Below are 22,555 nucleotides of genomic sequence, written 5' to 3' on the forward strand. Positions count from 1 at the left end.
ATGCTTTAGCGCCTGACAACCATGATTTCGACGCCGCCGGGACCAACGGACCAGGACACCAGCCAACTGACCACGCTCACCACGAGTGAGGCGAGGATGGCCGCGCCCAGGCCGCTGACGGCGAAGCCGTCGAGTACATGCGCGACAAGCTCGATCATCAGGCCGTTGATGACCAGAAGGAACAGGCCGAAGGTCAAAACCGTGATGGGGATGGTCAGGACGATGAGAATGGGGCGGATGATCGCGTTGAGAACGCCGAGCAGCACCGCCGCCCATAACAGGCTTTCGGTCGAGGTGAAGGACACGCCGGGAATGATCCGCGAGGCCACGTATAGGCCGAGCGCGACGACCAGGGCGCGAAGCAGAAATCCGATCATGACAGCCTCCTGGACCGCCCGCGAACAGGGCGAGCCTCGCTTACGCATAGATAGGAAGCTTGGGCGCAAGCGCCAAGAGCGTTTTCCGAGGACCAGCGTGTTCCCGCGGGCCGCGGGAACGTCAGGACGCCTTAGCCTGTCGCAAGATAAGGCCGAGATCCTCGAACTTCTCCTGCACCTCCCGGAGATCAAACGGTTTCAGCAGCACGTCGTCGGCGCCGGCGCGCAGCGCGCGACCGATCATCATGGCATCGTTCTCGGTGGCGCAATAGACAATCTTGACGCGCTCGGAGCCGGGCAACCGGCGCAGCTTGCGCAGCAGTTCGATGCCATCGAGGCCGGGGATATTCCAGTCAAGCAGGATCACGTCGGGCATGGCCGCGCCGCAATGGTCCAGCGCCTTGTCGCCGGTGTCGAGTTCCGTGCTGCCAAAGCCCATCAGTTCGAGAATGCGCCCCGTCACCCTGCGGATCACCGCGGAATCATCGACGACCAACCCTTGTTTCATCCCGCGCCCCGGCGTTCCAGACATACGCGCCCGATCCGATCCGGCGCCGACCATCCGTGCGGACGCGCGCAAGCGCGCCGCCTACAATCAGCGCGAATATGCGAGCGCAACCGTTAAAGAAAGTGGAACATCGGCGAAGACTCGTCGATCCCGTCCGCGCGTTCAGCGGCCCCCGGCCCGCGCCAGCAGCCAGCGCTCGGCCTCCAGCGCGGCCATGCAACCGAGGCCGGCCGCCGTCACCGCCTGCCGGTACTTGTCGTCGGCGACATCGCCCGCCGCGAACACACCCTCGATGTTGGTCGCGGTGGAATCCGGCGCGGTTCTTATGTAGCCGCCGGGTTTCAACTCCAATTGTCCCGCGAACATATCGGTCGCCGGCTTGTGGCCGATGGCGACGAACACGCCGTCCGCCGCCACCTCCTCAGTCGCTCCGGTCAGCGTGTCGCGCAGGCGCACGCGCTCGACCGACAGCGGCGCTTCCGACCCCATGATCTCGTCGATGGCGCGGTTCCAGCGCGGTTCGACATTGGCGCAAGCAAACAGACGCTCCTGAAGGATACGTTCGGAGCGCAGGGAATCGCGGCGATGCACGAGGATGACTTTCGCGGCGATATTGGCGAGATAGAGCGCTTCCTCCACCGCCGAATTGCCGCCGCCGACCACGATCACCGTCTTGCCGCGAAAGAAGAAGCCGTCGCAGGTGGCGCAGGCCGACACGCCGAAGCCCTTGAATTTCTCTTCCGAGGGCAGCCCCAGCCATTGCGCCCTGGCGCCGGTGGCGACGATCAGCGCGTCGGCGGTGTAAACCACGCCGGAATCGCCGGTCAGCCGGAACGGCCGGCGCGACAGGTCGGCCGCGACAATATGGTCGCTGGCGAATTCCGTCCCGACATGCTCGGCCTGCAACCGCATCTGCTCCATCAGCCAGGGGCCCTGAATCGGTTCGGCGAAACCGGGGTAATTCTCGACATCGGTGGTGATCATCAACTGGCCGCCGGCGTCGAAGCCGGAAATGAGCAGCGGCTTCAGCATGGCGCGGGAGGCGTAGATCGCGGCGGTGTAGCCGGCGGGACCCGAGCCGATGATGACGATTTTGGCGTGACGCTGGGCGGGTTCGGCGCTGGACATGTCTTCTCCGCAGACAAAAACGATGCGTTCCGCATAACATGAGGTCGCGGCGGAGGGAAAGCGATGGGCTGACCGATTAACTCGCCAAAGACTGGCACAGGCCCATCAAGCCGACGCCGGCCGCCATGCCGAGCGACAGCAGCGCCGCCGTGCCGGCGAGGCCCGGCCCTTTTTCGCGCAGCAGCCGTTGCAGGCCGCAGCTCAGAGCGCCAAGGGCGACGAGCGTCGCCGGCAGCGCCAACATCAGGTGGTGTGTTTGATCCATGCCCCTCTCCCAACGGATTGAAAGCAAAACGCTCAAAGACTGAAATTTCGCTTAAGAGCAGCGGCGACGCCTTTACGCGCGCACCTAACGTAACATTTAGTCTTGGGCGCTAGACTTCCCCGTCATGGAACAAAACCGCCGCACGTTTCGCGCCTTCGGACTGCTGCTCGCCACGGGCTTCGCGAGTGGCCTGTTCGTGCAATTCAACGCGCCCAGCCTGTATTTCGCCGCGCCCCACAAAGAAGCGCCCATACAGCGGGTCATGGCGGACGCGCCCCCGGTGACGGCGCCCGACGCGCGACAGCCGGCCGCCCAAGACGAGTCGGCCCTCACGAGCGCGATTGTCGCCGCGCCGGCCGCAGACCCCTCGCCCGCCCCGGACGAGGCGGCCGGAATAACGCCGTCCGAAAACGACACAGAAACAGCGGAGGGCAAGCCCTTCGGACAGAAGGGGGAACCGCCGGTCGAACAGGTTCAGGACACCGGCGCCGAAGAAAAGGCGGTCCAAGAGAAGGCGGGGCAAGAGAAGATCGTCGAAGAAAAAGTCGCCGGCCAGAAACCCGAGGACGAGAAGACGGCCCCGCCGGGTCCGCCGACCCCGGCGCTGCTGCGGCGCTACGAGGCCATCGCGGCCGTGATCGGCAATACGCTGGAAATCACCCGGCGCGGCGGCGACGTTCGCCATGTCTATTTCGCGCCGCGCGGACTCGTCGCCGATTTCGACAGGCGCGGGATCGAGGCGCGGCAATGGTCGCGCGACGACGACCATTTGTGCCGCGCCCTCGGCGCCGACATGCGCGAATGCTTCTATCTGGCGGTCGAACTCGACGCCCCCCTGCGCAAGGGCGCGGCGGCGACGCTGGACGCGCGCATCCGCGACAGCGCGGCCGGAACATTGATCGGAAAAGTGCGGGGATTTGGCGAGGGCGAGGTCAGGCTGCTGCGCGGCGACATTCGCGGCCTGCCCGACTACGTTCCGCTGATGGACGACAAGCCCGACCGCGAATGGACGGACAACGGCGGAGAAGGTTTTGTCGGCGCCCTGCTGCTGCGCCGGGCCGAGGACGCCAATCGCGCCGCCGCCTTCTTCGCTCCGAACGGACAGGTCTTCGAGGTCGCGCGACTGACGCGGCGGTCCGTCAGCCTGTGGATCGGCGCCTGGCGCCGCCAAGGCGATCTTGTGTGCCGAACCATCAACCCAACCCAGAGTCGCGCGGAAGGCCGCGGACAAGACGGGGCGGCGGAAGAATGCGCCCACGCCCGCGTGAGCGGCGACCGCATCGAATTCGCTGAAGCCGCGCCAACGCGCCGCGCCTATCTGCGCTGGCCCTGGCCCGACGAAGATGGCGCGCGGGCGAACCACGCGGCGCAGGCCGCCGAAGTCAATCTCGCGCCGGCGACGCGCTCCGACCAGGGGGCGTTTTCAGGCGCGTTCACGGACCTGCGCTAGCGCATGATCCCAAAAAGTGGACACCTGTTTTTGGAAAAGATCATGCGGAAACGAAGAGTCTAGCGCGCGACGAGCGCCCCCTTCTCCATTTCGATCAGCCGCAGCTTGCGCTCGCGGCCCCAGCGATAGCCGGACAGCGAGCCGTTGAGCCTCAACACGCGGTGGCAGGGGATGACGATGGCCAGCCGGTTGGCGGCGCAGGCGCCAGCGACGGCGCGCAGGGATTTTGGCGCGCCGATCCGCTGCGCGACTTCGGCATAGCTCACCGTCGTTCCCGGCGCGATGTCGCACAGCGCGCTCCACACCCGCCGCTGAAACTCCGTGCCGCGAATGTCCAGCGGCAGCGGGAACGCGCGCCAGGGCTGTTCGGCGAGGTCGCGGGCCGCCGCCAGGGCGGGATCGAGCGTTTCGGTCGGCGCGAGCTGGGCGAGCGGGTAGAGCGCGCGCACATCCCGTGTCAGCTTCTTTTCCTGCTCGCCAAACAGCAGGGCGCAGACCCCCTGCGAGGAAAGCGCAACCAGAACCGACCCCAGAACAGTGTCGCCGAACCCGTAGACGACATCTTCGCCATCGCCCACGGCGCTCTTCGCCTTTTGTGTGCCGCCAACCATGTGCGCTTAACCGAAACCCGCAGCAGAATCACGCGCACGCGCGGGAGCTTGACGCGGCGGAGCGCACGCGCCGGAGCGGCCCCCACGCGCCCCAAGCGGGAACCATAGCGGCCCGGGACGTCGAAGCAAAGCTGGAAAAGACCGCGGATCCGATCAAAGGCTTACGCATCGCAAGGTTGTATCTCGCGCATTTGCAAAAATAAGTTGCGCTCCCCGGCGCGCGACAGGCGATAACTTCATCCAAATCAGAACGTCGCGAGTCCCAAACGATGCGATCCGATCATGACGGTCCTTGGCCAACCCCTCACCCGCCTGGCTCAAGTCGCTTCGCCGCTTTCGGCGGCTTTGCTTTCGGCGGCGCTGGCTTCCCCGGCCGAGGCCGGCGCCTGGACGCCCGAGGCCGGACATGGCGAGGTCATCGTCACCACCCTGTTCGACCAATCGAACACCGGCTTCGACCAGGCGGGACGCTTCGCGCCGACGCCAAAATACCGTTCGTATCTGGCGTCGGTTTATCTTGATTACGGCCTCGCCGACTGGCTCGCCGCCACGATAAAACCTTCGCTGCAAAGCTCGACGCTCGGGGCGCCGGCCAATCAGAAATTCACCGGCTTCGGCGACAGCGAGATCGGCGTGCGCGGCCGGGTGTGGAAGAGCGACGAGGCTGTTATTTCCGTCCAGGCGCTGGCGCAACTGCCCAGCACGGCCGGCGCCGCCAACCCCTCGCTGGGCGGCTCGAAAAACGCCGATTTCGACCTCCGCCTGCTCGGCGGCAAGAACATCGCCATCGGCGCCCTGCCGGGCTTTGTCGATGTCTCGTTCGGTTTTCGCGCGCGTGGTGGAAAAGCCCCCAACGAGGGACGCGCCGACCTGAGCCTCGGCGTCTATCTCTGGCCGGAGCTGATGCTGCTTGCGCAGAATTTCAACGTGGTCTCGGCGCCCTCGAACGACCCGTCCCACCCGCGCTGGGCGCAGGCCAAGGGGGAATTGAGTCTGGTCTATTCGCTCAACGCGGAATGGCGCGCGCAGGTTGGCGGCTTCGCGACCCTTGCCGGCGTGAACGCTTACCGCGAATATGGCGCGGTGCTCGCCCTGTGGCGGCGGTTTTGACGGACGGAACGCGTGGACGGAATTTCCGAATTGTTCGAACAGGCGAAGCAGGCGCGCGCCCGCGCCTATGCGCCCTATTCGCGTTTTCCCGTGGGCGCGGCGCTGCGGACGTCAAGCGGCGCCATCTTCGCCGGCGCCAATGTGGAAAACGCCGCCTATCCCCTCGGCGTTTGCGCGGAAACTTCGGCCATCGCCGCCATGATCGCCGGCGGCGGACGCGAAATTGCGGAAATCCTGGTGCTGGGACCAAGGACCGCTTCGGGCAAGGGGCGCATCGCCCCCTGCGGCGCCTGCCGGCAGCGCATTTCCGAATTCGCTAATGGCTCAGTTTTGGTTTATCTTGCCGACGAGCGGGGCGAATGCAGTCGTCACCTCCTTTCCGAGCTGCTCCCCCATGCGTTCGGGCCGGACACCCTCAAAGGGGATGACGCAACAGGTGTCGCCGATGTCCGAAAACGCTGACCGGGCCGCCGAAATCTTGCACGCGCGGGGCGCCGTGGAGCCCATCGACTTCGCGGTGCTGCTCGGCTTCGGCCTCGCGGGATTTTCGGAACCCCTGAACGACGTCGTCACCGTCGATTACGCTGATCTGCCGGGATTTGAGCCGATCAACGAACCGGGCGCCGCCGGGCGCGTGAGCATCGGTCGTTCCGAAGGCGCCAACGTCTGCCTGCTCCACGGACAGGCGCATTTTTTCGGCGCCGGCGACCCCAGCTGCATGCTGACGCCGTTGCAAACCGTCAAGCGTCTGGGCGCCAAGTTTCTGCTCATCTTCGCCAGCGCCGGTTCGGCCAAGGCCGATCTCTATCCGGGCAACCTGATGCTGGTCAGCGACCATATCGCGCTGTTCGGCCTCAATCCTCTGATCGGCGTCGCCGAGGGCGAGACCATCCTTTCGATGCGCGACGCCTATGACGCCCGCCTGCAGCGCCGCCTCAAGCGCGCCGCCGCGGCCAGCGGCGTGCCGCTGCAGGAAGGCATGTTCATGTGGACGACCGGCCCCACTTTCGCGACGCCCTCCGAAGCGCGGGCGGCGCGGCAACTGGGCGCCGACGCCATCGGCTTCGGCGTCGCGCCGGAGATCATCCTTGCGCGCGCGATAGGCCTGCGCGCCGCGGCGATCGTGGCGGCGTCGCATTTCGCATCGGGCCTGCAAGCCTCCGACCCCAGCATCGCCGAAACCCAGCGCCATGCGCTGGCCGCCGTCGTGCCGCTGCGCCGCCTGCTGCGCGCCTTCATGAAGACGGCAGACACCATTTGAAAAGTCTCATGCCTGGTGAAAAGACTCACCCTTGCTTGGCATGGGTCGCATTTCGGCTCATAACTCCTGTTCATATAATTGAAGGCGGTGGCCGTTAAGCAGGCCTAGGCCTGTCGGGCCGAGCCTGAAGGTGTTCAGGCGCTTGTCGCAGTCGTCATAGCGGGTCGAACCTTTGACCCGCTTTCCTTTGTCGTGAACGGAGTCCGCCGTGGACCATTTCGAAGCCGATATCCTGATTGTTGGCGCGGGCGGCGCAGGCCTGCGGGCCGCGATCGCGGCCGCCGAGGCCGACCCCTCGCTCAAAATCGCGCTGGTGTCGAAAGTCCTGCCGATGCGCAGCCATACGGTTGCGGCGGAAGGCGGCTCGGCCGGCGTGATCCAGGCGCACGATTCGCTCGACAACCATTTCCATGACACGGTGGCCGGCGGCGACTGGCTGTGCGAGCAGGATGTGGTCGATTTCTTCGTCGGGCAGGCCACGCCCGAGCTGATCCAGCTCGAACATTGGGGCGTCCCCTGGAGCCGCAGGCCCGACGGCGCGGTCAACGTGCGCGCTTTCGGCGGCATGAAGATCGAGCGGACCTGGTTTGCGGCCGACCGCAGCGGCTTCCATATCCTGCACACCCTGTTCCAGACCTCGACGAAATATCCGTCCATCAAGCGATTCGACGAATATTTCTGCCTCGACCTGATCGTGGATGACGGGCGCGTCCAGGGCGCGACGGTGCTTTCGCCCTCGACCGGCGAATTCACCGCCATTTACGCCCGCGCCGTGATCCTGGCGACCGGCGGCGCCGGCCGGGTGTTCCGCCAGAACACCAATGGCGGCATCGTCACCGGCGACGGCATGGCGATGGCCTTCCGCCACGGCGTTCCGCTGCGCGACATGGAATTCGTGCAATACCATCCGACCTGCATGCCGGGCACGGGCATTCTTTTCACCGAGGCCTGCCGCGGCGAAGGCGGCCATCTCATCAACAAGGACGGCTACCGCTATTTGCAGGATTACGGGCTCGGGCCGGTGTCGCCGGAGCCCCGCAACAAGGCCATGGAGCTGGGGCCGCGCGACCGCCTCAGCCAGGCGTTCTGGCAGGAGGAGCGCAAGGGCCGGACTTTTACCACGGCGCAGGGCGAATCGGCTGTCTATCTCGACATGCGGCATCTCGGCCGCGCCAAGCTGATGGAGCGACTGCCGCTGATCTTCGGCCTCGCCGAGGAATTCATGGGTCTGGACCCGGTCACGCAACCGATCCCCGTCCGTCCCGCCGTGCATTACACCATGGGCGGCATCCTCACCGACATTCACACCGCCACGCCGCTCGCGGGCCTGTTCGCGGCCGGCGAATGCTCCAGCGTCGGCATCCACGGCGCCAACCGGCTCGGCTCGAATTCGCTGGGGGAACTCACGGTGTTCGGCCACGTCGCGGGCGAACAGGCGGTGAAATTCGCCAAGGGCGCTGCGGCGGTCCAGCCCGGCAAGGTCGCCGATCAGGCCAAGGCCAGCGTCGCCAAGGCCCTCGCCCTGCGCGACCAGAAGGGCGGCGGCGAACGCCATGCCGTTCTGCGGAAGGAAATGGCCGCCACGATGGAGAAGGGCTGCGGCATCTATCGGCTCGGACCGGAGATGCAGGCGACCTGCGACAAACTGGCGGAGCTGAAGCAGCGCTATCGCGACATCACGCTGGAAGATCGCTCGGGTATCTGGAACACCGACTGGCTTTCGGCGATCGAGCTTGGCTATCAGCTCGATGTCGCCGAAGCCATGGCGCATGGCGCGCTGGAGCGGAAGGAATCGCGCGGCGCACACCAGCGGCTCGACGGCTTTGAAGCCCGCGATGACGTGAAATTCCTGGCCCATACCCTCGCGAAATATCGCGAGGGCGCGGCGCCCGAAATTTCTTATGGACCTGTAAAGATCACCCGTTTGCCGCCGGGCGAGCGCGCCTATGGCGCCCTGGGCGAACAACTCGAAAACGCCAGGAAGGACGGGACCCATGTCTGACCCCGCCATGACGACCGAACCCGCCAAAATGCCTGAACCCACCGCCCAGAAGACGGTCGAACTGCGTATCCTCCGCTATCGGCCCGAAAGCGACGAAGCGCCGTCGTTCGGCTCCTTCACGATCCCCGTCACCGACGACATGTCGGTGCTGGAGGCGCTGCAAACCATCAAGGACACGCTGGACGGCACGCTGTCGTTCCGCTGGTCCTGCCGCATGGCCGTGTGCGGAAGCTGCGGCATGATGATCAACGGCGAACCGAAGCTCGCCTGCAGCACGTTGCTGCGCAAGCTCCCGCCGGGACCGATCACCGTCGAGCCCTTGAACAACTTCCCGATCGAGCGCGATCTCGTGATCAGCGTCGGCGATTTCGTCAAGAAGATCGAGAGCATCTATCCCTATATCATCCCCAAGGAGCCTCGGACCATCGCCGAGGGGCCGTATAACCAGACCCCCGCGCAGCTCGCGGCTTACGAATCCTACAGCGACTGCATCAACTGCATGCTGTGCTACGCCGCCTGCCCGCAATTCGGCGAAAATCCGGATTTCATCGGGCCGGGCGCCATGGCCCTGCTGCAACGGTACAATGGCGATTCGCGCGACGGCGGCCAAAAACTGCGTCTCGACACAATCCACGGCGAGGACGGCGTGTGGTCATGCACAGCCGTCGGCATTTGCTCGGACGTCTGCCCCAAGCAGGTCAACCCCGCCCACGCCGTCAATCAGAACAAGACCAACAGCGCGTTGGACTTCTTCCTGCGCTTCCTGAAGAAGGATTGAGTTCATGAGCAAGAGACGCCCTTATCGGCGCCCGATTGCGGCGAACTGGTGGGCCAAGCCGCCCTATCGCGCCTATACGACCCGCGAGTTGAGCGGCGTCGCCGTCTCGATCTATGGCGGCGTGCTGTTCGCGGGCCTCGTCAGCCTTTTCCGCGGGCCGGAGTCTTACGAGACTTATCTGCGGTTTCTGGCGAGCCCGCTTTCCCTTGGCCTTCACGTCTTGCTGCTGGCGGCCGTGCTGTTCCACGTGGTGACGTGGTTCCAGACCCTGCCAAAAACCATGCCGCACGTGGTCGTCGGCGGCGAGCCGGTCGCGGCAAGGACGATCACCCGAATCGCCACCCTGGCCGCAGCCGCCACTTCGCTGGCCCTGATCCTGTTCACGCTGTGGGTGTCGAGATGAGCGAATCCGTGCAAGCCAAACGCAGCATATCCCCGATCTTCTGGCTGCTGTTCGGGGCGGGCGGCATGCTGTCCGCGCTGTTCGGACCGGGTCTGATCGTCATCACCGGCCTGCTCGCGCCAACGGGAACGGGGCTGCCGGCGGATTTCTCCAGCTATGGCCATGCTCTCGCCTTCGCGCAAAACCCGCTCGGCAAGCTGGTCGTGCTGGTGGTGGTGTCCCTGTTCTTCTGGCACGGCGCCGAACGGCTTTTCCTCACCCTCAAGGACATGAAGGCGGCGCCGCTCGCGGTGCTGAAGCTCGCGACCTATGGCGTCGCGGCCGTGGTGACGCTGGCCACGGCCGTTTTGTTGCTGGCGATCGGATTCTGAGCGTCCGCCTCATGTAAATAGTACAACCCGTTGCCGAAGTGGGCCGCAGCTCGACTTCGGCAACGGGCTTTCCTGGCGTCGCGACGAAGCCCCTGCCCAATGACCTTGGCTGGCGCCGCCCCCTCGGATCACGCCGTGATCACGCCGCCGCCATGGGTCCTCACTCGTCGGCGTTCGACGACCAAGTGGCGTGTGACACATGAGGCGAGGCCGCGAGCTTTGTCGCGGCCGCGTCCAGTTCCGCCGGCTCGACCGACGTGCTGACCAAGGTGGCGACGACTTCGGTGATCTCGTCGGACCGTTCGAGCACCTCGACATCCCGAATCGGGTAGCTGGCCTCCTCCAGCGCCTCGATGAGGAGATCGCGCACTTCGCCGACATGTTCGGCCTCGGTCATCACATGCACTTCGTAAGTCGCTTCCGAAGTCCTCTCGTCGAAGGGCGCGCGGTTGATGGCGTCAACCAGGGGCCGCAGCAGCGTGTTGCCGGCCAAGACCGCCGCCGTCACCACGCAGGCCTCCACGACGAGACCGTAACCGGACAGGGCGCCGATCGCTGCGGAGCACCATAGCGTCGCGGCGGTGTTCAGCCCCCAGACCTTGCTCCCCTCCTTCATGATCGCGCCGGCGCCGAGAAAGCCGATCCCGGACACCACATAAGCGGCGAGCTGCGACGCGCCGGCCGAGCCATTGATGCGAAACCCGAGCGAGACGAAGGTCGCCGCGCCGACGGCGACCAGGACATTCGTCCTGAGTCCGGCGCTGCGCTGGCGATATTGCCGCTCCGCGCCGATCAGCGTCGCCAGAACGAAGGCGACGAAAACGCCGACAGTCAAATCGGCAGCCGGCCAGAATTCGAATTTGATCATGACTCTCGTTCCGAATTTTCAACGGCGTCAAGCGTTCAGCAGCACGGCCCGACGCGATGAGCCCGCGTCATTGCGCCGAAAGCGCCAGCGTCACGATCCGGTACAGCACCAGACCGCCGGCGATGACCAGATAGAAGCGCAGCGCGCCCATCCACAGCCGCGCCGGCTGCGAAAGGCGCGCCGGCGGCAATCGGTCGAGCGGCGGCATCCGCCAGATCGCGCGGAATTCCGGATCGATCCGTTCCGACTCGTCGCCCTTGCCGCGCAGCGCCAAAGCCCCCAGCGCGCCGAGCAAGGCCAAGACGCAGCCGCCGCCCAGAAGGACCAGAATGGCCTTCTCGTCGGTTGCGTCGGGCAACACCACCGAGGCGGTCAGGATGATCGAGAGGATCACCAGAACGCCGATCACCGCGCTGGTGAAGACGTTGAGCCAGCGCCCGTTGACCCAGGGGCCGAGCACATCCTTGTCGTTGCAAAGCAGCAGCAGGAACACGGTGGCGGACGGCAGCAACACGCCGGCGAGCGTCTGCACCGCATTGGTCAGCAGGCCGAGCGGCGCGCCGGGGGTGAGAACGAGGCCGGCGGCGACAATGATCAGCGCGAAATAGACGACATAAAAACCCTTGGCGTCGGAGGGCTTGCGGTGCAGCGAGTGCTTGAGCGAGAGCACGTCGCCAATCGCATAGGCGGTCGAGAGCGACACGGCCGAAGCGCCGATGATGCAGGCGTCGATCAGCGCCAGCGCGAACATGACGCCGGGGACGCGGCCGGCATAGTGGCCAAGTCCCGCCGCCACCGCGCCCGCATCGGCGAAGTGTCCGAACTCGGGCTTGCCGGCGAAGGCGGCGGCGGTGAAGGCCATCATGGCGCCGGCGCCGACGATCACCAAAACGATGCCAAGCCACAGATCGGCCTTTTCATAAGCCATGAAGCGCGGCGTGATGCGCTTGTCGATCACGTAGCTCTGCTGGAAGAAAAGTTGCCACGGCGCGATGGTGGTGCCGACAATGGCGATGATCAGCAACATCACGTCGCTGAGCTTGGCGCCTTGCGGCAATTGCGGCGTCACGAAATCGCGCGCCAACTGCCCCATCGGCGGATGGATCGCGATAAACACTGGGACGAGCAGCAGGCTGCCGGCGACCAGAACCATGGAAAAGCGCTCGAAGCGCCGAAAATCGCCGGTGCTCCCCGCCGCCATGATCAGGATCGCGGCAACGGCGACGCCGAGTTCCTTGGAGACCCCGAGATAATTCAGCGCCAGGGCGATGCCGATGAATTCGGTGACGATGGTCAGGCCGTTGAGCACGAACAGGTCGATGACCGAAAAGGCGCCCCAGAACTTGCCGAAACGCTCCAGGATCAGCCGCGCATGGCCGACGCCGGCGACCACGCCGAGGCGCAGCACCATCTCCTGGTTCACATAGAGCACGGGAACCAGCAGCAGCAGGGTCCACAGCAGGGTCGTGCCGTAATTCTGTCCGGCCTGGGTGTAGGTGCCGAAGGCGCCGGCGTCATTGTCGCCGACCATGACGATCAGGCCCGGCCCGAGAATGGCGAGCAGGGTTTGCAGGCGATGGCGCCAGTTTTCGCGCGGGCCATGGTCGCCTTGCAAAATGCTGCCGAAAGCGCCGTGGATGTGGCCGATATGCTTCTCGTCGAGCACGGCGGCGGCGTGAGGCGGATCGATACGAGCGTTCATTTGCTCTCCTGGCGGTTCGCCTCGGCGCCGGCCAGGAGCGACGCGGGTCGCGTCTAAAACCTGGCGAAGCCGCGCCGATGGCGCGCCGTTTGTCTTGCGATGAAGATTTTCAGGGAATCCGCCCCCGCGATTGGGCCGGGGGCGGAGCGACTAGGGCCGTCGTTCAAGAGGTCCTCCAGAGTTCAGGCGGCGAACCGCGATCGGGGCGAGGGAGGGCGTTCCGCGCCGTGCAGGCCGGTTTCGCGCTGTTCGGCAATCCATTGCGCGACCAGGCGGCCGGAGGCGTCGCGGGTCCAGCGGCAGATCAGACGCGGCGCCGCCGCGCCCGCGAATGCCGAACGGAGGGTTGGGCGATGGACGTCGCCCTTGCAGGGGAAGTTCACAATCATGTCTCGCCTCCGGCTTCGGGCCGGATGGCGAGCGACACATGGCCTAAGGCCTGGCGTCCCTCACGCGGCCGGCGCCGCGAGCCCTTCACGATGTTGCGGCGAGGCTTTCCCGCTCATCGCCGGGATCGCGCCGCCAAAGGGAATACTGCCCATGTGTCCTTGACTTGGGTTGAGAAACGGCAGGCTCACGCCGCGCCGATAAATTTTCCTCTGCGCCCGAACATTTCCGCTGTCAAGCCGAAAAAGCGAAGCGTCATCAATGCCGCGCCAGCTTGTCCTCGGCTCGCTCGCCGAATGGCGGCGGCTTTTCTTCAACCTGATCGAGAATGCGTCCCGCTAGCGCATATTCCCGAAAAGTGTGCGCCGTTTTCGGAAAAGAATATGCGTAATACCAAAGATTTAGAGCAAGTTCGGTGAACGAGAGTTCGCCGAACTTGCTCTAAGGCAAGAATGCGGCGGGAGCGGCTGGTATCCCCGACATCTGGCGATACGTTGACCTTGACCGGCGTCATCAAGGCGACGTTTCGGCTCAAGCCAATGCCGGCGACTTCAAATTCGTCTGACAAGGCGCGCGCAAAACCACGCGCCCCTGGCGCAACCGGCAAGCTATAACGGACTATCAACCTTCGCGTGTGAAGACATATGGCGCCATCGACCGGACCAGAAAAGCTTGCTTACGCCGGCGACGCGGTATGCTGTCATGTGAATATTTAAGCTATCCTTGGCTGTTCGGTTGGGACATTCGATGAACCAGAGAGTTTCCCTCGACGCGAGGCCCGAGCCCTTGCACGCCTCGGGCCTCGCCGCCCTGTGCGGTATCGCCGCCTATTACCGCATCGCGGCCGATCCCGCCCATCTCGCCAAGGAACTGGCGTTGGGACAGAGCGAGGCCGCCGCGGGGGATCTCGTGCGCGCGGCGCGGCTGATCGGATTGAAAGCCCGCATCGTCGAGGCCCCGTCGTCGACCCGCCTCGCCAGCGCGCCGGTCCCCGCGCTGCTGCGGCTCAAGACCGGCGTCTGGTGCGTGTTCGGCGGCAAATCGCCCGCCGGCCTGTGGCGCATCGTCGATCCCGTCACGCGCATTGCGCGCGAATTGGCGTTCGACGACCTGATCGCCGAGATCGACCCCCTGCTCATTCTGGTCGCCCGTAAATTCCAGGGCGCCGGGATCGATCCGAAGAACTTCGGCTTCATGTGGTTCGCGCCCTCGCTGTGGCGCTACCGCAAGCCGCTGATCCACGTTCTCGTCGCGTCCCTGTTCGTCCAGTTGTTCGCTTTGGTCTCGCCGCTGTTCTTCCAGGTGGTGATCGACAAGGTCTTGACTCATCGCGGCTATTCGACCCTGTTCGTGCTGGTCGGCGGCCTCGCGCTGATCGGCCTGTTCGACATCGCCCTGCAATATCTGCGCACTTACGCGCTGTCGCACACCACCAACCGCATCGACGTCGAACTGGGCCAGCGGTTGTTTCGCCATCTGGCGCAACTGCCGGTGTCCTATTTCGAGACCCGCCCGACCGGCCAGACCGTGGCGCGGCTGCGCGAGCTGGAGACGATCCGCGCCTTTCTCACGGGACAGGGACTGTTTTCGGCGCTCGACCTGGTGTTCACCTTTATCTTCATCGCCGTGCTGTTCGCCTATTCCTGGAAACTGACCATGGTCGTGCTGGCGACCATCCCGCTCTATCTGGTCATCGCGGCGATCGCCCGCCCGCTGTTGCGTGAAAAACTCAACGAGAAATTCAATCGCGGCGCCGAGAGTCAGCAATTCCTGGTCGAATCCATCGTGGGCATGCAGACCATCAAGGCCGCCGCCGTCGAGCCGGTGGTGGCCAAGCAATGGGAGGAAAGGCTGGCGGCCTATGTGCGCTCGGCCTTCGACACGACCATGCTCGGCGCCAAGGGCCAGAACGCCATTCAATATGTCAACAAGCTCTCCACCGCCGCCTTGCTGCTGTTTGGCGCCAAGGCGGTGATCGACGGCGATCTGAGCGTTGGCGAACTCGTCGCCTTCAACATGATCGCCGGCCAGGTGGCGCAGCCGGTGCTGCGGCTGTCGCAATTGTGGCAAGATTTCCAGCAGGTGCAGGTGTCGGTCGAGCGGCTCGGCGACATTCTCAATTCGGCGCCGGAGCCGACGCCGGCGGTGCGCGTACACTTGCCGCCGCCGCGCGGCAAGATCGAATTCCGCAATGTCTCGTTCCGCTACCGAACCGACAGCCAGCAGGTGCTCAAGCAGATTTCGCTGCGCGTCAATCCCGGCAAGGTCATCGGCATTGTCGGGCCGTCCGGCTCGGGCAAATCGACGCTGACCAAGCTGATCCAGCGCTTCTATATCCCCGAGGAAGGCCAGGTCCTGCTCGACGACATGGACCTCGCCCAGGTCGATCCCGCCTGGCTGCGCACGCATATCGGCGTGGTGCTCCAGGAGAACCTGCTGTTCAACCGCTCGATCCACGACAATATCGCGCTCTCCAATCCGGCCATGCCGCGCGCCCAGGTGATGAATGTCGCCCGGCTCGCCGGCGCCGACGAATTCATCGGCAAGCTCCCCCAGGGCTACGACACCATGATCGAGGAGCGCGGCGCCAATCTGTCCGGCGGCCAGCGCCAGCGCATCGCCATCGCCCGCGCCCTGTCCACCAATCCGCCCATCCTGATCTTCGACGAGGCGACCTCGGCGCTCGACTATGAGAGCGAGCGCATCGTCCAGCGCAACATGCGGCAGATCGTGCAGAACCGCACCGTGTTCATCATCGCCCATCGCCTCGCCGCCGTGCGCGACTGCGACGTGATCATCGGCATGATCGACGGCCGGCTGGTCGAGGCCGGCAGCCATGACGAATTGTTGAAGAATCCCAACGGGCTCTATTCCCGGCTGTGGTCCATGCAGAACGACCGGAGCCCGGCATGAACGCCGCCTTGGAAAAACTGCTCGCCGTGGCGAAGCGGCCAAACGGCAAGCCCGCGCCGCTGTCGGACCGGGAATTCCTGCCCGCCGACCTGGAAATCCTGGAAACTCCGCCCTCGCCGGTGCGCATGACGCTGATCCTGATCATCGGCGCCCTGGTTTTGGTCGCGCTGGCCTGGAGTTGGTTCGGTCGTCTCGACATCATCGCCGTGGCCCAGGGCAAGATTCAGCCGACGGGACGCGTCAAGGTGATCCAGCCGCTGGAACCCGGCAAGATCGCGGCCATCCTGGTCGAAAACGGCCGTCACGTCGCCGCGGGCGACGTTCTCGTCGCGTTCGATCCGGGCGACGCCCGCGCCGAGGAAGCCAATGCGCAGGGCTCCTTCGACGCCTATCGCGCCGAAGCCACGCGCCGCCGCGCGGCTCTCGACGCCGCGCGCATCAGGCGGATCGATCCGATCCCCGCGATCGCCTGGGAGGCCGACGCGCCGGCCAACGTCAGGGAGCGCGAGGAGCGCGTGCTCGAAAGCGACTTGCGCCAACTCGCGGCGTCCGTCGCCGATTATGACGCGCAAATCCACCAGAAGGACATCGAGCGCCAGCGCTCCGCCGAGACCATGGCGGCGCAAGACGCGTTGATCGCCACCTTGCAGCAGCGCGTCGACATGCGCGCCAGCCTGGCGAAATCCGGCTCCGGTTCGCGCTCCAATCTGATCGACGCCCAGGAATCGCTCGACTATCACAAGACCCAACTGGCCATGCAGAAGGGCCAGCGCGACGCCGCCCTGGCCAATATCGACGTGCTCAAACGCGAGATGGAAAAGGCCTATTCCGCCTTTCTCGCCGACAACGCCCAGAAATTGGCGGAAGCGCAGCGGCAGGCCGACGATTGGCGGGAGAAGCTCGTCAAGGCCAAGCTGAAATCGGCACGCACCAAGCTCACCGCGCCCATGGACGGCACGGTTTACGGCCTGAGCGTCAACACGATCGGCCAGGTGGTTGGCGGCGGCGACGAATTGATGCGCATCGTGCCCGAAGGCGCCGCGCTGGAGATCGAATGCTATCTCCCCAATCGCGACGTCGGCTTCGTCAAGCCGGGCCAAAGCGCCGTGGTGAAGATCGAATCCTTCCCCTTCACGCGGTATGGAACGTTGCCGGCGACGGTGACGCGGGTGTCCAGCGACGCCATTCCCGAGCCCGAAGCGCAACAGCGCGAGACCGACACCGCCCGCCTCAACCGCGAGAAAACCTTCGCCGGCGCCCAGCGCACCCAGAATCTGGTGTTTCCGGTGACGCTCACGCCGTCGCGCGTCGAGATGACCATCGACGGTCAGACCGTGCCCTTGACGCCGGGCATGGCGGTGAGCGTCGAAGTCGCCACCGGCAACCGCAGGATTCTGGAATATATTTTCTCGCCCCTGGTCCAGACCGCGTCCGAGGCGATGAAGGAGCGCTGAGCGGGGTCTCGCCCGCCCGCTGGTTTGACACGGGCGCCATCGGCGAGGAAACATGGCCGCTCCTCGTTGCGGTCAGCCATGGCTCGGACTCACGTTCTCATTGTCGACGACGACAGACTGATCCGGCGCGGACTGGCCCGCCTGCTCGGCGAAAACGACATGCGCGTCAGCGAGGCCGCCAATGGCGCGGAGATGAAACGCGCGCTCGAGGCCGCGCGGGTCGATCTGGTCCTGCTCGACGTCATGCTCCCCGGCGACAACGGCTTTATGCTGTGCCAGGGGTTTCGCGAGCCGGGTCAGCCGCCTGTCATTCTACTGACAGCGCGCGACGCGGCAGCCGACAAGCTGGTGGGATTCGGCGCCGGCGCGGACGATTACGTGGTGAAACCGTTCGATCCGGCGGAGCTGCTGGCGCGGATCAAGGCGGTGCTGCGCCGGGCGCGCGCCCTGCCGCCGCAGGCGCGCCACACCGAAATCTATGGTTTTGAAGGCTGGCGTTTCGACTGCCGGCGCCGGGAATTATGGACGCCGGACCAGGTGCGCGTGGAATTGAGCACGGCGGAATTCGATCTTCTCCAGGTTTTCGTCGAACATCCGCAGACCGTTCTCCAGCGCGAACATCTGCTCCAGGCGCGCGGGCGCGTCGCCGCGCCGTTCGACCGGGGCGTCGATGTGCTGATTTCGCGCATCCGGCGCAAGATCGAGCGCGATCCGCAAGCGCCGCGCTTCATCAAGACGGTGCGCGGCGGCGGCTACATGTTCGCCGCGCCGACGGAGACGGTCGCCTGATGGTCGCGCGGACTCTCGTCCCGCCCTGGCGGCGCATGGGGTTTCGCATCGCCGGGACCATCATTCTGGCCCTGCTGGCGATCCAGAGCCTGAACCTGCTGGCGTTTCATTTCGCGCCACGGCTGGGTCCGCACCCCTATGGCGCGCGCCTGCTGGCGAAAATCCTCGCCGCCGAAGCGCCGCGCGTCTTTTCGGCCCCGCCGGGCGCGGTGACGCCCGCCGACGCGAGCGCGGCGCAACTGATCACCCTGCGCCGCGTCGACGGGTTCGAGGGCGGGCGCGCCATCGACGAGGGGACGCCCTACGATCTCCGGCTGCTGGCGGCGACGCTTAAGGCGCGGGCGCCGGAGATTGTCGAGGTTCGGTTCACCGACGAATTTCCGTTTCCTTTCCACGTGCTCAACCTGTTCGGGCTGGCCCGCCCCCCGCCGCCCGGACTGGGCGGCGGGCCGGTGGTCGCGCTCGACGACGCCGGACCGGACGTCGGCTATTTCGGCCCGCTGAATCTCGCGCTGCGGGGACCGTCGAACGCGTGGGCGATCGTCGGGGACGCCCGCGACGACGGCTTTCCCCGCGCCACCCTGCCGCTCGTCTCCCTGCTGGCGAGCCTGCTGGCGATTTTCGCCCTCGCGCAAGGGTTTGCCGCGCGCGAGACCCGGCCGTTGCGCGCGCTGGCGGAAACGGCGGAGCGCATCGGCCGCGACCGCGGCCATGCCCGCGCGCCTCTGGGCGGCAGCCATGAGGTCGCGGCCCTCGGCGAGGCGTTCAATCGCATGCAGGACCGGATCGCGGCCTTTCTCGACGAGCGCCGGCTGATGCTCGCGGCGCTGTCGCATGACCTGCGCACGCCGCTGACCCGCATGAGGCTCGCCGCGCGCGAGATCGCCGACCAGGGCCAGCGCGAGGAGTTGATCGCCGAAATCGAGGAGATGAGCCAACTGATCGAGGCGACCCTTCGCTTCGCCCGCGACGACGCCGACGACGAACCGAGGCGCGCCACCGATCTCGCCATTCTCGCGCAAAGCCTGTGCGACGACGTCGCCGATCATGGCGGCCGCGCCCTCTATCACGGACCGGACCATTGCATTCTCGACCTGCAACCGCTCGCGCTCAAGCGGGCGCTGGCCAATGTGATTGAAAATGCCTGCAAATTCGGCGAACAGGCCGAAGTGACCCTGAGCGATCTCGGCGACGCGACGACAATCGACATCCTCGATCGCGGACCGGGCATTGCGCCGGACCTGCGGGAGGAGGCGTTCGCGCCGTTTCGCCGGCTGGAGACGGGAGAAAGCCGGCCCGGCTCCGGCCTGGGGCTGACCATCGCCCGTGACGCGGTGCTGGCGCAGGGTGGCGACATCCGGCTGGAAAACCGCGAATCGGGAGGCTTGCGCGTGACGATTTTTCTGCCGCGCGGGGCGGAAACGCGCGCAAGCTAACATTTTGTTACAATGTTTCTCGAAAGTCTAAAAAATCAGACGGATGCGCGCGCCAAGCGCCGCCTCGCACGCCCGCAAGAGGGAAACTTGGACAAAGGCCCACTTATGCAAGTTCGCACGCCATTTGTTTTGGCGCAATCAGCGCTAAACGAAGATTTTAACTGTGCCAAAGGAAAACATGACATCAAATTAACAAATATTATTCCAGTGTTGTTTCTGTTCTATCCATAAAACAACACGAGGAAACCAAGACAATACCATTATCTTTTTGATCCTATTCTAATAAATCCAGTTTCGTTCCAGTTCCAGCGCGCCTCATCCGGGAGACCGCGCTTCACAAGGAGCTGAACATGTCGGTTTCAAGCCTCGATTCCAACGCCTCAAGTCTGATTTCTCTTCTCCAGCGCCACCGTTCGCATCGCTCCAGCGAAGTGGACTCTTCCCAGTCAACCACGACCGACGCCGCATTTTCCGCCCTCGCCGCGCAAGCGTCCACCACTTCGTCCGCCATCTCTTTCAACTCTTCCGGCGATGACGATAGCGACGACTCCTTTGGCGGCTATGGCTTGCAACAGAGTTCCAGTTCGGGACAAAGCGGTTCGACGACTTCGTCAACGTCTGGATCGTCATCCTCATCGTCAAGCTTCGGCGCGGATGTCCGGAGCCTGCTCACGGCGGTCGCCAATGGCGACACCACCACGGCGCAGACCCTCGCCGCCAGCCTGAAGAGCGAACTGGCGTCGCTCTCCTCCAGCGCCAAGGATTCCTCCAGTTCGTCGAGTTCCTCCAGCGATCCCTTCCTCAAGGACCTGAGCAGCCTGATTTCAGACGTGCAGTCCGGCGACACGTCGAGCGCGCGAAGCCTGGCCTCCTCCATGCAGAGCAAACTCGAAAACGGCCCGCCCCCGCCGCCGCCGCAGGGCGATTCCGCCGGGTCTTCTTCGTCTTCGTCCTCAAGCCTGGCTTCCGACATCCAAAGCCTGTTCACGGCGGTCGCCAATGGCGACACCACCAATGCGCAAACCCTCGCCGCCAGCCTGAAAACCCAACTGGCGTCGCTCTCCTCCAGTTCGTCGAGTTCGTCGAGTTCCTCCAGCGATCCCTTCCTCAAGGACCTCAACAGTCTGATTTCGGACGTGCAGTCCGGCGACACGTCGAGCGCCCAAAAACTGGCCTCTTCCATGCAGAACAAACTCGAAAACAGCCCGCCCCCGCCGCCTCCGCCCTCGAGCACTGCGGGATCTTCGTCCGGTTCGGAGTCCGACGTGGCCGACAATCTGGCGAATTTGCTGACGGCTGTGGCCAACGGCGATTCGTCCACGGCGAAAAGCGCGGCGACTTCGCTCTCCAGCGAATTGTCCGACCTGACGTCGTCAACGGCGTCCGCCGCGTCCTCCTCGTCGGACGAGACGACGGAATCGAGCGTGCTGAAAGACCTGGAGGCGCTGATATCGGCAGCGCAATCCAGCGCCTCGACGACGACGCAGAAGAGCGTTGAGCAATCCCTCTACGCCGATCTCGCCGCGCTCGGCGGGACGCAGACCTGATCCCTTTGCCTGATCCCTTACCCGATCCCTCATGACCCCGGGCCGCCGCCCCGACGGCGGCCTCCTCCAGGAGAAAGTTCATGTTTCCCCAAGGCTCTCGCCTGTTCGTCGCGACCCCCTGCTATGGCGGTCTCGTCACACAGCGCTTCATGTATTCGATGATGGGGCTCGTCCAGCGCGGCGTAATGGCCGGCCTGACCACTCAGGTCGAAATGCTCGGCTATGAATCGCTGATCACACGCGGCCGCAACACATTGGTGAGTCGCTTCCTCGACACCCCCTCAGCGAGCCATCTGCTGTTCGTCGACGCCGATATCGGCTTCGAACCCGACCAGGTGTTCCGCATGCTGGCGTTCGACGCCGATGTCGTCGCCGGCATGTACCCGCTCAAACTCATCGACTGGGAAAGCGGGCTCAGCCGCGCCCATGCCGGCGAACCCGTCGAGACCGCGCCGATGCGCTATGTCGGCGCCCCCCGCGAGGGCGAGGAGGCGCAAAACCGCGACGGTTTCGTCACCGCCGATTACGCGGGAACCGGCTTCATGCTGATCCGCCGCGAGGTTTTCGCGCGCATGGCGCAGGCCTATCCGCATCTGCGCTACGCCGCCTGTCACAATTCGCACCGGCCGAGTTTCAGCCCCAATCAATATGCGTTCTTCGATGGCATGATCGAGCCGGAGACCGGAACTTATCTCAGCGAGGACTACACGTTTTGCCGGCGCTGGCGCGATCTCGGCGGCGAGATCTGGCTGGACACGCAGGGCGTGCTGACCCATGTCGGCCCGCATGAATTTATCGGCGCGCCAAATCTGCGGTTCCCGCCCCCGACCAATTCAGCGCTTCAGCACCGCGCGGCTTGAGTCATACGTCCCATATGCGCTCGGTTAAGCGCTGGCGGGCTGCGGCAAGAGCCGTGGACCGCCCTCGTGCTTCGAGACGGCTCCTTCGGAGCCTCCTCAGCATGAGGGGATCAACTCACGATGTTCTCGGCAGCCACCAAGCTTAACCTAGCGCCTATGGTCATTCTTCCCCACGCNGGTTAAGCGCTGGCGGGCTGCGGCAAGAGCCGTGGACCGCCCTCGTGCTTCGAGACGGCTCCTTCGGAGCCTCCTCAGCATGAGGGCTACTCGATTGATTCCATTGCTCCCCTCATGCTGAGGAGGCGAGCAAGGCTCGCCGTCTCGAAGCACGAGGG

At 65.1% G+C, this 22,555-nt stretch carries 22 protein-coding genes; 14 read left to right on the forward strand and 8 right to left on the reverse strand.

Features of this window, described 5'->3' with window-relative positions:
* Nucleotides 1–5 precede the first annotated feature (5 nt).
* From CCR94_RS07855 to CCR94_RS07870, 4 genes are all read right to left on the reverse strand, one after another.
* The gene (locus CCR94_RS07855) at nucleotides 6–377 is read right to left on the reverse strand and encodes a phage holin family protein (protein ID WP_104507316.1); all 372 of its coding nucleotides are present in this window, start codon (nucleotides 375–377) and stop codon (nucleotides 6–8) included.
* 121 nt (nucleotides 378–498) lie between these two features.
* A complete protein-coding gene (locus CCR94_RS07860) occupies nucleotides 499–885 on the reverse strand; it encodes a response regulator (RefSeq protein WP_104507317.1) in 387 nt (128 codons plus the stop codon).
* 162 nt (nucleotides 886–1,047) lie between these two features.
* Entirely contained in the window at nucleotides 1,048–2,013 is a 966-nt protein-coding gene (gene trxB / locus CCR94_RS07865) for a thioredoxin-disulfide reductase (RefSeq protein WP_104507318.1), read from the reverse strand.
* Nucleotides 2,014–2,089: 76 nt separating this feature from the next.
* Nucleotides 2,090–2,278 carry a hypothetical protein gene (locus CCR94_RS07870; RefSeq protein ID WP_104507319.1) on the reverse strand — a complete coding sequence of 63 codons (189 nt, stop codon included), beginning with the start codon at nucleotides 2,276–2,278 and terminating at the stop codon, nucleotides 2,090–2,092.
* Between the two features lie 124 nt (nucleotides 2,279–2,402).
* Between CCR94_RS07870 and CCR94_RS07875 the strand changes: the two genes are divergently transcribed.
* Nucleotides 2,403–3,728: a hypothetical protein gene (locus tag CCR94_RS07875; protein WP_104507320.1), complete on the forward strand. Its 1,326-nt coding sequence runs from the start codon at nucleotides 2,403–2,405 to the stop codon at nucleotides 3,726–3,728.
* A 59-nt stretch (nucleotides 3,729–3,787) separates the two neighbouring features.
* Here the strand turns inward: CCR94_RS07875 and CCR94_RS07880 are convergent, their stop codons facing one another.
* Nucleotides 3,788–4,306: a methylated-DNA--[protein]-cysteine S-methyltransferase gene (locus CCR94_RS07880; protein ID WP_158254665.1), complete on the reverse strand. Its 519-nt coding sequence runs from the start codon at nucleotides 4,304–4,306 to the stop codon at nucleotides 3,788–3,790.
* A gap of 315 nt (nucleotides 4,307–4,621) precedes the next feature.
* Between CCR94_RS07880 and CCR94_RS07885 the strand changes: the two genes are divergently transcribed.
* The 7 genes from CCR94_RS07885 to frdD all read left to right on the forward strand — a co-directional run bounded on the left by CCR94_RS07885 (nucleotide 4,622) and on the right by frdD (nucleotide 10,264).
* On the forward strand, nucleotides 4,622–5,449 hold the full coding sequence (locus CCR94_RS07885; protein WP_104507322.1) for a hypothetical protein: 828 nt from the start codon (nucleotides 4,622–4,624) through the stop codon (nucleotides 5,447–5,449).
* Between the two features lie 12 nt (nucleotides 5,450–5,461).
* Complete coding sequence (gene cdd, locus CCR94_RS07890; RefSeq protein ID WP_104507323.1) at nucleotides 5,462–5,911, forward strand: cytidine deaminase; 450 nt, start codon at nucleotides 5,462–5,464, stop codon at nucleotides 5,909–5,911.
* Nucleotides 5,895–6,710 carry a purine-nucleoside phosphorylase gene (locus CCR94_RS07895; protein WP_158254666.1) on the forward strand — a complete coding sequence of 272 codons (816 nt, stop codon included), beginning with the start codon at nucleotides 5,895–5,897 and terminating at the stop codon, nucleotides 6,708–6,710. The genes cdd and CCR94_RS07895 overlap by 17 nt, the downstream gene beginning before the upstream one ends.
* 208 nt (nucleotides 6,711–6,918) lie before the next feature.
* Entirely contained in the window at nucleotides 6,919–8,712 is a 1,794-nt protein-coding gene (frdA, locus tag CCR94_RS07900; RefSeq protein ID WP_104507325.1) for a fumarate reductase (quinol) flavoprotein subunit, read from the forward strand.
* Nucleotides 8,705–9,490, forward strand: a complete 786-nt coding sequence (locus CCR94_RS07905; RefSeq protein ID WP_338052979.1) for a succinate dehydrogenase/fumarate reductase iron-sulfur subunit — start codon at nucleotides 8,705–8,707, stop codon at nucleotides 9,488–9,490. Before frdA ends, CCR94_RS07905 begins: the two co-directional genes overlap by 8 nt.
* 4 nt (nucleotides 9,491–9,494) lie before the next feature.
* A complete protein-coding gene (locus CCR94_RS07910) occupies nucleotides 9,495–9,893 on the forward strand; it encodes a succinate dehydrogenase/fumarate reductase transmembrane subunit (RefSeq protein WP_104507326.1) in 399 nt (132 codons plus the stop codon).
* Nucleotides 9,890–10,264: a fumarate reductase subunit FrdD gene (frdD, locus tag CCR94_RS07915; RefSeq protein ID WP_104507327.1), complete on the forward strand. Its 375-nt coding sequence runs from the start codon at nucleotides 9,890–9,892 to the stop codon at nucleotides 10,262–10,264. Before CCR94_RS07910 ends, frdD begins: the two co-directional genes overlap by 4 nt.
* 160 nt (nucleotides 10,265–10,424) lie before the next feature.
* Here the strand turns inward: frdD and CCR94_RS07920 are convergent, their stop codons facing one another.
* The 3 genes from CCR94_RS07920 to CCR94_RS07930 form a co-directional block, all read right to left on the reverse strand.
* Nucleotides 10,425–11,132 (reverse strand): MgtC/SapB family protein, encoded by a 708-nt coding sequence (locus tag CCR94_RS07920; protein ID WP_104507328.1) that lies wholly within the window; start codon nucleotides 11,130–11,132, stop codon nucleotides 10,425–10,427.
* A 67-nt stretch (nucleotides 11,133–11,199) separates the two neighbouring features.
* Nucleotides 11,200–12,834: an NRAMP family divalent metal transporter gene (locus tag CCR94_RS07925; protein WP_104507329.1), complete on the reverse strand. Its 1,635-nt coding sequence runs from the start codon at nucleotides 12,832–12,834 to the stop codon at nucleotides 11,200–11,202.
* Between the two features lie 182 nt (nucleotides 12,835–13,016).
* Complete coding sequence (locus tag CCR94_RS07930) at nucleotides 13,017–13,223, reverse strand: hypothetical protein (RefSeq protein WP_104507330.1); 207 nt, start codon at nucleotides 13,221–13,223, stop codon at nucleotides 13,017–13,019.
* Between the two features lie 745 nt (nucleotides 13,224–13,968).
* Between CCR94_RS07930 and CCR94_RS07935 the strand changes: the two genes are divergently transcribed.
* From CCR94_RS07935 to CCR94_RS07960, 6 genes are all read left to right on the forward strand, one after another.
* Nucleotides 13,969–16,134, forward strand: coding sequence for a type I secretion system permease/ATPase (locus CCR94_RS07935; protein ID WP_104507357.1), 2,166 nt, complete (start codon nucleotides 13,969–13,971; stop codon nucleotides 16,132–16,134).
* Complete coding sequence (locus CCR94_RS07940) at nucleotides 16,131–17,588, forward strand: HlyD family type I secretion periplasmic adaptor subunit (protein ID WP_104507331.1); 1,458 nt, start codon at nucleotides 16,131–16,133, stop codon at nucleotides 17,586–17,588. Before CCR94_RS07935 ends, CCR94_RS07940 begins: the two co-directional genes overlap by 4 nt.
* 78 nt (nucleotides 17,589–17,666) lie before the next feature.
* On the forward strand, nucleotides 17,667–18,377 hold the full coding sequence (locus CCR94_RS07945) for a response regulator (RefSeq protein WP_104507332.1): 711 nt from the start codon (nucleotides 17,667–17,669) through the stop codon (nucleotides 18,375–18,377).
* Nucleotides 18,377–19,813, forward strand: coding sequence for an ATP-binding protein (locus CCR94_RS07950; protein WP_104507333.1), 1,437 nt, complete (start codon nucleotides 18,377–18,379; stop codon nucleotides 19,811–19,813). The genes CCR94_RS07945 and CCR94_RS07950 overlap by 1 nt, the downstream gene beginning before the upstream one ends.
* 350 nt (nucleotides 19,814–20,163) lie before the next feature.
* A complete protein-coding gene (locus CCR94_RS07955) occupies nucleotides 20,164–21,360 on the forward strand; it encodes a hypothetical protein (RefSeq protein ID WP_104507334.1) in 1,197 nt (398 codons plus the stop codon).
* 80 nt (nucleotides 21,361–21,440) lie between these two features.
* On the forward strand, nucleotides 21,441–22,220 hold the full coding sequence (locus CCR94_RS07960; RefSeq protein WP_104507335.1) for a hypothetical protein: 780 nt from the start codon (nucleotides 21,441–21,443) through the stop codon (nucleotides 22,218–22,220).
* The last annotated feature ends 335 nt before the right edge of the window (nucleotides 22,221–22,555 follow it).

This window comes from Rhodoblastus sphagnicola, from assembly GCF_002937075.1.
Taxonomy (GTDB): domain Bacteria; phylum Pseudomonadota; class Alphaproteobacteria; order Rhizobiales; family Beijerinckiaceae; genus Rhodoblastus; species Rhodoblastus sphagnicola.

Coding starts and splice junctions, on each gene's coding strand:
- CCR94_RS07855 (WP_104507316.1), bottom strand. CDS start 377: ATGATCGGATTTCTGCTTCGCGCCCTGGTCGTCGCGCTCGGCCTATAC.
- CCR94_RS07860 (WP_104507317.1), bottom strand. CDS start 885: ATGAAACAAGGGTTGGTCGTCGATGATTCCGCGGTGATCCGCAGGGTG.
- trxB (WP_104507318.1), bottom strand. CDS start 2,013: ATGTCCAGCGCCGAACCCGCCCAGCGTCACGCCAAAATCGTCATCATC.
- CCR94_RS07870 (WP_104507319.1), bottom strand. CDS start 2,278: ATGGATCAAACACACCACCTGATGTTGGCGCTGCCGGCGACGCTCGTC.
- CCR94_RS07875 (WP_104507320.1), top strand. CDS start 2,403: ATGGAACAAAACCGCCGCACGTTTCGCGCCTTCGGACTGCTGCTCGCC.
- CCR94_RS07885 (WP_104507322.1), top strand. CDS start 4,622: ATGACGGTCCTTGGCCAACCCCTCACCCGCCTGGCTCAAGTCGCTTCG.
- CCR94_RS07895 (WP_158254666.1), top strand. CDS start 5,895: ATGTCCGAAAACGCTGACCGGGCCGCCGAAATCTTGCACGCGCGGGGC.
- CCR94_RS07905 (WP_338052979.1), top strand. CDS start 8,705: ATGTCTGACCCCGCCATGACGACCGAACCCGCCAAAATGCCTGAACCC.
- CCR94_RS07910 (WP_104507326.1), top strand. CDS start 9,495: ATGAGCAAGAGACGCCCTTATCGGCGCCCGATTGCGGCGAACTGGTGG.
- frdD (WP_104507327.1), top strand. CDS start 9,890: ATGAGCGAATCCGTGCAAGCCAAACGCAGCATATCCCCGATCTTCTGG.
- CCR94_RS07920 (WP_104507328.1), bottom strand. CDS start 11,132: ATGATCAAATTCGAATTCTGGCCGGCTGCCGATTTGACTGTCGGCGTT.
- CCR94_RS07925 (WP_104507329.1), bottom strand. CDS start 12,834: ATGAACGCTCGTATCGATCCGCCTCACGCCGCCGCCGTGCTCGACGAG.
- CCR94_RS07930 (WP_104507330.1), bottom strand. CDS start 13,223: ATGATTGTGAACTTCCCCTGCAAGGGCGACGTCCATCGCCCAACCCTC.
- CCR94_RS07935 (WP_104507357.1), top strand. CDS start 13,969: ATGAACCAGAGAGTTTCCCTCGACGCGAGGCCCGAGCCCTTGCACGCC.
- CCR94_RS07940 (WP_104507331.1), top strand. CDS start 16,131: ATGAACGCCGCCTTGGAAAAACTGCTCGCCGTGGCGAAGCGGCCAAAC.
- CCR94_RS07945 (WP_104507332.1), top strand. CDS start 17,667: ATGGCTCGGACTCACGTTCTCATTGTCGACGACGACAGACTGATCCGG.
- CCR94_RS07950 (WP_104507333.1), top strand. CDS start 18,377: ATGGTCGCGCGGACTCTCGTCCCGCCCTGGCGGCGCATGGGGTTTCGC.
- CCR94_RS07955 (WP_104507334.1), top strand. CDS start 20,164: ATGTCGGTTTCAAGCCTCGATTCCAACGCCTCAAGTCTGATTTCTCTT.
- CCR94_RS07960 (WP_104507335.1), top strand. CDS start 21,441: ATGTTTCCCCAAGGCTCTCGCCTGTTCGTCGCGACCCCCTGCTATGGC.